Below are 10089 nucleotides of genomic sequence, written 5' to 3'. Positions count from 1 at the left end.
CCGCCGCGGCCGCGCAGGCCGCTCTTCTTCACCTCGTCGACGATCGAGACCGGGTCGGGCTTCTCGGCGAGGATCTTCTTCCACGCCTTGTAGCCGTCGACCTTCAGGTAATTGTCGAGCGTCCACGGCTGCTCGAAATGCAGCGTCGTGTAGACGACCTGGTGTTCCTGCGGTGCGGGACCGTATGCCATGAGATATACCTTTTGCGATCGTCCTGATCGCTGAGCCAAAGCGGCCATCCTGGCCGCACTCTTCATGAAAGCCCTTGTCGGAGCGGTGCAAGCCGCGATGCGCTTTGCAGCAGAGGCATCGCGGCTCACGCCGCTCCCACAGTCGTCTTATTTCAGTTCGTCGAGAATCCTGTCGACTTTCTCGATCGTCAGGTTCTCGTGATAGTGGCCATTCACGACCATCATCGGCGCGCCGCAGCACGCGGCGAGGCATTCCTCTTCCTTCTTGAGGTAGATGCGCCCGTCCGCGCTGCTCTCGCCGAGCTTGATACCGTACTTCGATTCGCAGTGGCGGACGATGTCCTCGGCGCCGTTGAGCCAGCACGAGATGTTGGTACAGATCGCCACGTTGTGGCGTCCGACCGGATTCGTCTCGAACATCGAATAGAACGTCGCCACCTCGTAGCCCCACACCGGCGGCAGGCCCAGATACTGTGTCACCGCCGTGATGAGCGCGTCGGTGAGATGGCCACCGTTCTGCTCCTGCGCGGCCCAAAGACCCTGGATCAGTGCCGAGCGCTTGCGGTCGGGCGGGAACTTCGCGACCCAGTGGTCGATGTGCTCGCGCGTATGCGCGTTCAACGCGACCAGCGGATCGACGTCCTTGACCGCCTCGTAGGTACCGGTCGCCTTCATCGGTCGACTTCTCCAAAAACGACGTCGTAGGTGCCGATCATCGCGACCACGTCCGGCAACATGTGGCCGCGCACGATCGCGTCCATCGACGACAGGTGCACGAAACTCGGTGCGCGACACTTCAGGCGGAACGGCTTGTTCGCGCCGTCCGAGACGAGATAGATGCCGAACTCGCCCTTCGGCGCCTCGACCGCGCTGTAGGTTTCGCCGGCCGGCACCGTGTAGCCCTCGGTGAACAGCTTGAAGTGGTGGATGAGCGCTTCCATGTCGTCCTTCATCTCGACACGCGAAGGCGGCGCGACCTTGTAGTTGCGCACCATCACCGGCCCCGGGTTCGCGCGCAGCCAGCTGACGCACTGCTGGATGATGCGGTTCGACTGGCGCATCTCCTCGACGCGGACGAGGTAGCGGTCGTAGCAGTCGCCCTTCACGCCGACCGGGATGTCGAAATCGACTTCGGCGTACTTCGCGTACGGCTGCTTCTTGCGCAGGTCCCATTCGACGCCGGAACCGCGCAGCATCGGGCCGCTCATGCCCCACGCGAGCGCCTGGTCCGGCGGGATGATGCCGATGTCGACGGTGCGCTGCTTCCAGATGCGGTTGTCCGTGAGCAGTTCTTCGTACTCGTCGACGCGGCGCGGGAAGTCGGCGCAGAACGCATCGAGGAAGTCGAGCATCGAACCGCCGCGCCACTGATTGAGTCGCTCGAGGTCCTTGCCCTTGTGCCACTTCGACTCGCCGTACTTCGGCATCACCTCGGGCAGGTCGCGATAGACGCCGCCGGGCCGGTAGTAGGTCGCGTGCATGCGCGCGCCGCTGACCGCCTCGTAGCAGTCCATGAGCTCTTCGCGTTCGCGGAACGCATACAGGAATACCGCCATCGCGCCGAGATCGAGCGCATTGGACCCGATCCACATGAGGTGGTTCAGGATGCGCGTGATCTCGTCGAACATCGTGCGGATCCACTGCGCGCGCTCCGGTGCCTCCACGCCGAGCAGGTTCTCGATCGCGCGCACGTAGGCGTGCTCGTTGCACATCATCGAGACGTAGTCGAGCCGGTCCATGTAGCCGATCGACTGGTTGAACGGCTTCGATTCGGCCAGCTTCTCCGTCGCGCGGTGCAACAGTCCGATGTGCGGATCGGCGCGCACGATCGTCTCGCCGTCCATCTCCAGCACCAGGCGCAGCACGCCGTGCGCGGCCGGATGCTGCGGGCCGAAGTTCATCGTGTAGTTCTTGATTTCCTGCATGTCGAAGTGACCCGAACTACATCAAGAAAGATTGAAACACGAAGGACACGAAGGACACGAAGGCATCAAGAAAAAGCCCTTCTCACGCTTTTCCTTCGTGTCCTTCGTGTCGAAGGCTTCTGCCTTTGCCATCGTCGCGCTCACTTCTTGCGCTCCGCGGCGGTCTCGGCTTGCGCCTGCTCGTAACGCGAGTCGTCGCGGATCGTGCGCGGCACGAGCACGCGCGGCTCGACCGAGGTCACCGGTTCGTACACGACGCGCTTCTTCTCGGGGTCGTAACGCACCTCGACGTTGCCGATCAGCGGGAAGTCCTTGCGGAACGGATGGCCGACGAAGCCGTAGTCGGTAAGGATGCGACGCAGGTCCGGATGGCCTTCAAAGACGATGCCGTAAAGGTCGAACGCCTCGCGCTCGAACCAGTCCGAACTCGGCCACACGCCGATCAGCGACGGCAGGGCCGGCAGGTCGTCGTCGGTGCAGTGCGCGCGCACGCGCAGGCGGCGGTTGTGGCGGATCGACAGGAGGTGTGCGACGACGGCGAAGCGGTGCGGGATGTGCGCCGGGCGCGGGCGGTTCGCCCACGCGAAACGACCCGGCCCCTCGCCTTCGACGCCGCGCGAGAAACCGGTCCACGACACGTCGGTCGTGTCCCATTCGTCCTGGCCGTAGGACAGGTAGTCGACGCCGCAGAGGTCGACGAGCTGCTCGAAATGCAGCTCGGCGTCGTCGCGCAGGAGCGCCGCAACGGCGAGCCAGTTCTCCGGCAGCACCTCGATCGTGGTTTCGCCGCGCGATTCGGCGAGGCGAACGAGCTTCTGGCCGAGCTTCGCTTCGAGCTGCTGCACGAAGGCCGAGCGGCCGCTGACTGCCGTTGTTTCGCTCATGTCCGGAATTCCGCTAGCGCGCGATCGTGTTGGTACGACGGATCTTCTTCTGCAGTTGCAGGATGCCGTGGATGAGCGCTTCGGCCGTCGGCGGGCAGCCGGGCACGTACACATCCACCGGCACGATCCGGTCGCAGCCGCGCACGACGGCATACGAATAGTGGTAGTAGCCGCCGCCGTTCGCACAGCTGCCCATCGAGATGACCCACTTCGGATCGGGCATCTGGTCGTAGACCTTGCGCAGCGCGGGCGCCATCTTGTTGACGAGCGTGCCGGCGACGATCATCACGTCCGACTGGCGCGGGCTCGGGCGGAAGATCACGCCGTAGCGATCGAGGTCGAGGCGCGCGGCGCCCGCGTGCATCATCTCGACCGCACAGCAGGCGAGGCCGAACGTCATCGGCCACATCGAGCCGGTGCGCGCCCAGTTGATCAATTCGTCGAGGCGCGCGGTCGCGAAGCCGCGCTGGATCAGCGGGTTGTCGTCACCCGGCCGCAGGATGTCGTCGACGACGTTGACCGGCTCGGGATTGTGCATCGACTCGCCGATGCGCGATACGAGACTCATGCGTCGATCCTCGAAGGGCCGGGTGTGCGAGACAGCATCGTCGCGCGGAACGTCATTCCCATTCCAGCGCCCCCTTCTTCCACACGTAGACGAAGCCGATCACGAGCAGGAGCAGGAACATGCCCATCTCGACGAGCCCGACGGCGCCGAGCTTTCCGAACACGGTCGCCCACGGAAACACGAAGGCGATTTCCAGATCGAAGATGATGAACAGGATCGCGATGAGGTAATAGCGCACGTCGAAACGCATGCGTGCGTCTTCGAAGGCCTCGAAGCCGCATTCGTACGGCGAGGCTTTCTCCGCAGTGGGTTTGCGCGGGCCGAGCAGGTTGCCGATGACGATCAGCGCGATGCCGATCACGGCGGAGACCGCGAGGAACAACAGGACCGGGAAGTACTCGGTCAGCACAGACACCTCCGCGCCAGGGCGCATCAGCGGTCGCGACGGCCCTGCCGGCGCGACGACGGTAAAGAAGATCCGGCTCGGCGGCTGTGGACATTGCATCCACAGCCGCCGGTCGAATCGAGTGGTGCCCAAGAGAGGACTCGAACCTCCACGGGTTTCCCCGCTACCACCTCAAGGTAGTGCGTCTACCAATTCCGCCACCTGGGCACTGCTTACTTTCCGTCCTTCCCCTCTTGCTTGGTCGCCGGCGCGGCCGGCTTGTCGGCAGCCGCGGCAGGCTTGTCCGGCGTCGCGGCGGTCGGCGTCGGCGTGTCGGCCGAGGCCGCCGGAGCGGTCGGAGCCGGCACGTCGCTGCCCGCGGCCGGAGCCGGAGCGGCTTCCGGCTTCGCCGGGGCGGCGACTCCGGACATGACGCCGAGATCGTCGGCGGCACTGGTCACCGTGCCGGTACGACCCAGATAAATGCCCATGCCGAGGCTGAGCAGGAAGAACAAACCCGCGAGAACCGCCGTGCTGCGCGAAAGGAAGTTCGCCGAACCGCGCGCACCGAAAACGGTCGCCGACGCGCCGCCACCGAAGCCCGACCCCGCAGCGGCGCCAGCGCCGCGCTGCAAGAGGATCAGGACGATCATGGCGATCGCGATCAGCACATAGAATACGTTGGCAACAATCGACAGCATCAGTCGCTCTTCACGTTCGCGGCGGAAGCGCAGATGGCGAGGAAATCCGCCGCCACCAGCGAGGCACCGCCGATCAATCCGCCATCCACATCGGGCAGGCCGAACAACTCGGCCGCATTGGCGGGTTTGACGCTGCCGCCATACAGGAGCCGCAGCGAGTTGGCGATTGTAGCATCCTGTTTGCGGAATGTGCCACGTATGAATGCATGGACCGCCTGCGCCTGCTCCGGCGTAGCCGTACGTCCCGTGCCGATCGCCCAGACCGGCTCGTACGCGACCACCGCGCGGGCGAACGCGGCGATGCCCGCGGCCGCGATCACGGCATCGAGCTGGCGCGCGACCACCGTTTCCGTGACGCCGCCCTCGCGCTCGGCGAGCGTCTCGCCGACGCAAAGGACCGGCACGAGACCCGCGGCCTGCGCCGCGACGAACTTCGCGGCGACACGCGCGTCGCTCTCGGCATGGTATTGGCGACGCTCGGAATGGCCCGCCAGCACGTACGTACAGCCGATCTCGTGCAGCATCGCGCCCGACACTTCGCCCGTATAGGCGCCCTGCGCATGCTCGCTGAGATCCTGTGCGCCGAACGCGATGCCGCTGCCGCGCTGCGCGGCGATCAGGCCCTCGATGTACGGGAACGGCGGCAGCACGGCGACGTCGACGTTCGCCGGCGACGCTGCCGCGATGCGGCCGACGAGGTCGTCCGCCATCGCGCGCGAGCCGTGCATCTTCCAGTTTCCGGCGACGAGCGGGCGGCGCATGGGGAGTCCGGGCTATCCGAGAGCGCGCAAGGATAGCCACCGCGTTCGACAGCGACAACTGCACTCGCGTCGTGAGGACCCCGCCTCGATTCGAAGCGGCCGTGGCGGCCATTCGACTCGCGCCTGCACGCCGAGCGCAGGGCGACCGACAGGAACTCTGCCGACGCAGTTGCGGTTGCGGTCGGAGTACCGGACGCCCTACCCGTTCCGCGCGCGTCGAGCGCAGCTCGCACAGCGAGTCGAAACGCGCGTGCGCCCTGCCCTTCTACGTCGCGTCTGCGACACCCCCATCCGGCCGGCAGCGACGCCGAACACGCTGGGCGCCGCACCCGGAGCGGAACGACCTCGACGCCGCGCGGAACCGCGCCTGCGGCTTCACGGCTGCGCACCGGACGGCGGACGGCGACCGCCGCGCGCCCATTCGACGAGGCTGTCGAACGCCTTGCCGATCTGCGCGGGCGTGAATGCGCAATGGCCTTCTTGCTTGACGTACTGCTGCACGAAGCGGTCCGCGTGTCCCGCGCGCTGCACGGTGAGCGCGTACTCGAACGCGCTCGATGCGATCACGAGCGGATCGCGCGTGTCGTGCAACGCGAGCAGCGGCCGGGTCAGCTCGCCGCTCGGTGTGTACCAGCGCGCCATGTACGCAGCCGCCTTCGATTCGGCGCGGTAGCGGCGGACACCGTCGTTGAGCGCGTCGTCGTCGGCGGAACCGGTGTAGACGAGGTCGGCGTTGCCGAACGGGTTGCCGTGCGTGCGCTGCTGCATCTCCTTCACGTCGTAGGTGATCGCTGCGATCACGCCGGGCAGGCTGTCGAGGTCGCCGGCACCATAGACCGCGCGCAGCGACGCTGTCGCCTTCGGGTTCGCGCGCATCGCGGCAGCGATGCGCGTTACGGTCGCGCCGTCGGCGACGTAGTCGGACGGGACCGGCACGAGCTCGCCGAGCACGCGCGGGAAGTAATAGTCGAACGCCGCACGCACGGCGAAATCGCGCTGCATCATGCGGTCGGACGGCTCGATCGCGCCGCACAACGATAGGCCGCCGTCGTACGCGCGCGCATTCGTCTCGAGCGCGTGCACGGTGAGCGCGCCGCCCATCGACATGCCCATCGCGAACGTGCGGCTGGGCTTGCCGTGCCGGGCGACGAACCACTCGCGCAGCCGTTCGCTGTCGGCGCTGCCCTGCTCGATCGCCCACCCCGGGCGCGAGTAGCCGGACTGCAGCACTGCAAAGCCCTCGCGCAATATCGGATCGAACATCGGCGAGAGCGGCTCGTTCTCCGCATATCCGATCGGCTGGTCCGAGTAGCCGTGGAAGAACACGACGAGGCCGCTGCCGCTTGTCCAACCGGGCGGGAGGTCGACACGGTATGCCGCCCCGCCGAGCATCCCGGTTTCGGTCTTCGCAGACGCCGCGTGCGCACCGCCGAGGACGAACAGCCCGTGCAGGATGAGGATCGGAATGCAGCGCATTGGAAAGCGTCCCGCGGACCGATCGCGGCAGGTCAACCGTCGCCGACGCGCGCGCGGAACGCCTCGAATGCATCGCGCAGCGACGAAAGGTCCGCTTCGAGGCGCTCGACGCGTTCGGCAAGGTCCGCACGTGACGCCGACGACGCGGGCGACGCCGGCGCCGCGGCAGCGAGCTCGCCGACGTCGACGGGGCCGCCGAGCAGGTGCATGTAACGGTCCTCGCGCTGCCCGTGCGCGCGCGGAACACGCACGACGAGCGCGGGTTCGCGCTGGATCAGCCGCTCCACCGTGTCGCGCACGTCGTCGAGGCTCGGAAACTCGGCGAGGCGGTCCGTACGCGCGTGCAGTTCGGCGAGGGTCTGCGGCCCGCGCAAGAGCATCACGCAGAGCACCGCGCGCTGGCGAGCGGTCGTGCCCCAGGTCGCGTCGAAGCGATGTTCGTAGCGCAATGCGCGCTGCGACGAGGATGCGACCTTGATCAGGCCCTTGCCTTCGAGCGCGCGCAGCGCGTGCGCGACCGTACCCGGCTCGAGCTGCATGACCGGCTCGCGACTGGTCTTCTGGTTGCAAGCGACGACGATCGCGTTTTCGGTGAGGGGGTACGCTTCGGGCGTCGCCGCGGCCTTCTCGACGAGGCAACCGATGATGCGCGCCTCGATCGGATCGAGTTCGACGGGTGGACGCGGGTTCGGGGCGACGTTCTCTTCCACGGGCGACTCGGCGATCGGATGACCCGGTCGAGTCTAGCAGGATGCGCGCGGCGCCCCGCTCGCGCGGCCGACGGTCAGTCCTCGTCCTCGCTCGCGCGCTCGCGACCGTGCTCGTCCACGGGCGCGCCGAACCCCCAGGTGTCGAACACTGCGTCGGCGGCAGCGATCGCGATGCCGCCGTACCCGGCGTCGCCGACGAGCATGCACACCGGCTCGAGGTCCTCCGGCATGTAACGCATCGCGCGATGCTCGTCGTTGTCGTACCACGAGCAGATCCATTCGTCGGCCGTGCCGCCGAGCTTCATCACGTGCAGGCTGCCGATCGGTCGCACCGCCATGCCGGAAACGAATTCGCCCTTGTGCATGGTCGCCGCGCTCAAGCCCGCCGCGTGCCGCGCGTTGCGACGAAGCGCTCGAGCGCGAGCTGCAGCTCCTCGGCCTTGTCGCGGATCATGCGCAGCTTGGTACGGGTTTCGATGATCTTGGCGACGAGTTCGGCGCGCAGCTGCAGTTGGGCGTCGCTCATCGGCTCGTCGAGCGAACACAGCTGGGCGGAATCGTCGCGCGCGCGTTCGAGCGCGTCGAGCGGCAGGTGCGATTCGTGGCCATCGGGAATCTTGTGGAACATGGAATGCTCCCGGAAATGTGGAATGCGGTTGGCCGCGGGCCGGATCCGATCCCTGGATCCGGCCGTGGGTCGAGCGAACCGGGCCGATGCGCGAGGCCCCGCTCCGCTCAAGGACAAGCCAGGCCGGCTTCGGAATGGGCGATGACGACGTCGGCCGTCACGAGGCTGGCCACGTTCATCGTCAGGTGGATCGCATTCGACGCGGTCGACAGGGAATGGACGCCGTCGCCGCTCGTGCTCTGTTCGTTGAGGATGAGGGTGGCGCCGACGATGCCGAGCTGGCCGAGATCGACCGCGGTATTCGGCGGCGGATCGAGCGGCAGTCCCGGCACTGGAACGCCGAGAAGGGACACGACCGGATCGACGAGGTCGGTGCCACCGGGAGGAAGACCACCGAGCCCGCCGCCATCCGCACCGCCACCGCCACCGCCATTGAGATTGCCGAAATCGAAACCGGTGCCGAATACGAAATCGCCGAGGAGCGACGATCTCGGCCCGATCGGCGCCACGTCGGGGCAGTAGCCCGACATCGAGGAGGTCGAGCGCACCAGGCCGGCGCCGAGGCCGAGCACGTCGACGATCGCGGTGCCTGCGCCCAGGTCGAGGTTGGCCACGGTCGACCGCGCGGCGATCGCCGACATCGGGCCGCCGACGTACTCGGTTTCGGAACTCAGCACTCCGGTACTCAGGGAAATGAGCGCGAGAGGATCGGTGATGCCGAACGACGGCAGCGTCTCGGAATCATTGGCACTGGCGACGACGTCGACGAGGGCCGAACTCGTCTGCGCGCCGACGTCGAGCTGGGTGATGCCGACGAGGTTGATGTGGACCGAGAGGTCGTAGGCCGCCGCATTGCCGACCGGAGGGGCCGCATGGGCTGCGGCGGAGCCGATGGACAGCGCAAGCGCGAGGCCGGCCTTGCGGACGTTTCCCTGGTACAGAGTCATTGCCTTCTCCTTGGGTGCTGCGACATTCGAACGGCGCGGGGGCACCGTCTTCCTTGCGATCGCGCCGGATCGCATACTGCGCACCGGCAAGCCGGGCGTATCCGAGTCGAGGGGCTTTCCGGGTCATGCAGGCGCCGCGCCGCCCCATTGCAGCGCATGCGGCCAGGTTCTTGAGAGCGACCTCGGTGGTTCCCGCGTGTACAGGTTTAAACTTAGATTTGTTGGAGGAATCATTCTTCGGATCGACGAAGTGCAACAAGCTGGAAATTCCCTCGGTCGGATCCAGCCTTGCTGCTCTCTGCTGCGAGAAACCGATGGAAACTGCCGCGCACGAGGACAGTGGAAAGGCCGCCTGAGGAAATACGGTCAAAATCACTGAACAAGCAGCATCGCTGAGGACGCCGAAGTGAAGGAACGCGACATACGCGAGCACGCGTTTACGGGACCGCGCCCGAATCGGATAAGGCATGCGCGACGGCTGGCACGACTTACGCAAGCGAAACTCGCCGAGGCGATCGGTGTCGGCGCCAGTGCGGTCGCGCAATGGGAATTGCCGAACGGCACGGCGCCGACGGCGGAACACCTCGAACGGATCGCGACCGTCTGCGCCGTGTCGTTCGAATGGCTCGCAACCGGCCGCGGTGCTGCCGTGCAGGGCGTGACCGAGGCGCCCGCGATCGAGACGAGCGAACTCGCGGCGGACGAGGTCGAAGATCGACTGCTGATCGCTTTCCGGCGCATCCCGCGTCGCAAGCGCGACGCGTTCGTGCGGTGGATGGAAGATTTCTTCTAGCTGCAGACTGTTCGCACGGAGCGCGAACCGGGGGCGCGACGGACGCGCACGACCGTGATGCTGCGTCGCCCGGCAGGCCGGTGGCTCGCGCGCGGCGCGAATCCAGCCGCGGCGACGCGG

At 66.8% G+C, this 10089-nt stretch carries 13 protein-coding genes, 1 tRNA gene and 1 pseudogene; 1 reads left to right on the top strand and 14 read right to left on the bottom strand.

The window, feature by feature from the left end; genetic code table 11:
• From VI238_RS00435 to VI238_RS00370, 14 genes and pseudogenes are all read right to left on the bottom strand, one after another.
• Nucleotides 1–191: pseudogene (locus VI238_RS00435) on the bottom strand (NADH-quinone oxidoreductase subunit F); the annotation flags it as partial.
• 147 nt (nt 192–338) lie between these two features.
• Nucleotides 339–866 carry an NADH-quinone oxidoreductase subunit NuoE gene (gene nuoE / locus VI238_RS00430; protein ID WP_331647352.1) on the bottom strand — a complete coding sequence of 176 codons (528 nt, stop codon included), beginning with the start codon at nt 864–866 and terminating at the stop codon, nt 339–341.
• Nucleotides 863–2116 (bottom strand): NADH-quinone oxidoreductase subunit D, encoded by a 1254-nt coding sequence (locus VI238_RS00425; protein WP_331647350.1) that lies wholly within the window; start codon nt 2114–2116, stop codon nt 863–865. The genes nuoE and VI238_RS00425 overlap by 4 nt, the downstream gene beginning before the upstream one ends.
• A gap of 140 nt (nt 2117–2256) precedes the next feature.
• Nucleotides 2257–3000 carry an NADH-quinone oxidoreductase subunit C gene (locus VI238_RS00420; protein WP_331647348.1) on the bottom strand — a complete coding sequence of 248 codons (744 nt, stop codon included), beginning with the start codon at nt 2998–3000 and terminating at the stop codon, nt 2257–2259.
• 13 nt (nt 3001–3013) lie between these two features.
• Entirely contained in the window at nt 3014–3568 is a 555-nt protein-coding gene (locus VI238_RS00415; RefSeq protein WP_331647346.1) for an NADH-quinone oxidoreductase subunit B family protein, read from the bottom strand.
• Between the two features lie 52 nt (nt 3569–3620).
• Complete coding sequence (locus tag VI238_RS00410; protein ID WP_331647344.1) at nt 3621–3977, bottom strand: NADH-quinone oxidoreductase subunit A; 357 nt, start codon at nt 3975–3977, stop codon at nt 3621–3623.
• A gap of 119 nt (nt 3978–4096) precedes the next feature.
• Nucleotides 4097–4181 (bottom strand) — tRNA-Leu (locus VI238_RS00405).
• A gap of 5 nt (nt 4182–4186) precedes the next feature.
• Entirely contained in the window at nt 4187–4651 is a 465-nt protein-coding gene (gene secG, locus VI238_RS00400) for a preprotein translocase subunit SecG (protein WP_331647354.1), read from the bottom strand.
• A 2-nt stretch (nt 4652–4653) separates the two neighbouring features.
• A complete protein-coding gene (gene tpiA / locus VI238_RS00395) occupies nt 4654–5415 on the bottom strand; it encodes a triose-phosphate isomerase (RefSeq protein ID WP_331647342.1) in 762 nt (253 codons plus the stop codon).
• A 375-nt stretch (nt 5416–5790) separates the two neighbouring features.
• Nucleotides 5791–6891 carry an alpha/beta hydrolase gene (locus tag VI238_RS00390; RefSeq protein ID WP_331647340.1) on the bottom strand — a complete coding sequence of 367 codons (1101 nt, stop codon included), beginning with the start codon at nt 6889–6891 and terminating at the stop codon, nt 5791–5793.
• Between the two features lie 32 nt (nt 6892–6923).
• Nucleotides 6924–7601, bottom strand: a complete 678-nt coding sequence (locus VI238_RS00385; protein ID WP_331647339.1) for a YceH family protein — start codon at nt 7599–7601, stop codon at nt 6924–6926.
• 74 nt (nt 7602–7675) lie between these two features.
• A complete protein-coding gene (locus tag VI238_RS00380; protein WP_331647338.1) occupies nt 7676–7981 on the bottom strand; it encodes a hypothetical protein in 306 nt (101 codons plus the stop codon).
• Nucleotides 7978–8229 carry a hypothetical protein gene (locus VI238_RS00375; protein WP_331647336.1) on the bottom strand — a complete coding sequence of 84 codons (252 nt, stop codon included), beginning with the start codon at nt 8227–8229 and terminating at the stop codon, nt 7978–7980. Before VI238_RS00375 ends, VI238_RS00380 begins: the two co-directional genes overlap by 4 nt.
• 107 nt (nt 8230–8336) lie before the next feature.
• Nucleotides 8337–9176 carry a hypothetical protein gene (locus VI238_RS00370; protein WP_331647334.1) on the bottom strand — a complete coding sequence of 280 codons (840 nt, stop codon included), beginning with the start codon at nt 9174–9176 and terminating at the stop codon, nt 8337–8339.
• 406 nt (nt 9177–9582) lie between these two features.
• Between VI238_RS00370 and VI238_RS00365 the strand changes: the two genes are divergently transcribed.
• Nucleotides 9583–9969: a helix-turn-helix transcriptional regulator gene (locus VI238_RS00365; protein ID WP_331647332.1), complete on the top strand. Its 387-nt coding sequence runs from the start codon at nt 9583–9585 to the stop codon at nt 9967–9969.
• Nucleotides 9970–10089 lie beyond the last annotated feature (120 nt).

This window comes from Dokdonella sp. (assembly GCF_036518555.1).
Classification (GTDB): domain Bacteria; phylum Pseudomonadota; class Gammaproteobacteria; order Xanthomonadales; family Rhodanobacteraceae; genus Dokdonella_A.
The sequence above is the reverse complement of the archived record's forward strand: the minus strand, read 5'-3'. Positions and strand labels throughout refer to the sequence as shown.

Bases quoted from the DNA above. Each gene is read 5' to 3' on its own strand.
- nuoE (WP_331647352.1), bottom strand. From the start codon at position 866: ATGAAGGCGACCGGTACCTACGAGGCGGTCAAGGACGTCGATCCGCTG.
- VI238_RS00425 (WP_331647350.1), bottom strand. From the start codon at position 2,116: ATGCAGGAAATCAAGAACTACACGATGAACTTCGGCCCGCAGCATCCG.
- VI238_RS00420 (WP_331647348.1), bottom strand. From the start codon at position 3,000: ATGAGCGAAACAACGGCAGTCAGCGGCCGCTCGGCCTTCGTGCAGCAG.
- VI238_RS00415 (WP_331647346.1), bottom strand. From the start codon at position 3,568: ATGAGTCTCGTATCGCGCATCGGCGAGTCGATGCACAATCCCGAGCCG.
- tpiA (WP_331647342.1), bottom strand. From the start codon at position 5,415: ATGCGCCGCCCGCTCGTCGCCGGAAACTGGAAGATGCACGGCTCGCGC.
- VI238_RS00390 (WP_331647340.1), bottom strand. From the start codon at position 6,891: ATGCGCTGCATTCCGATCCTCATCCTGCACGGGCTGTTCGTCCTCGGC.
- VI238_RS00375 (WP_331647336.1), bottom strand. From the start codon at position 8,229: ATGTTCCACAAGATTCCCGATGGCCACGAATCGCACCTGCCGCTCGAC.
- VI238_RS00370 (WP_331647334.1), bottom strand. From the start codon at position 9,176: ATGACTCTGTACCAGGGAAACGTCCGCAAGGCCGGCCTCGCGCTTGCG.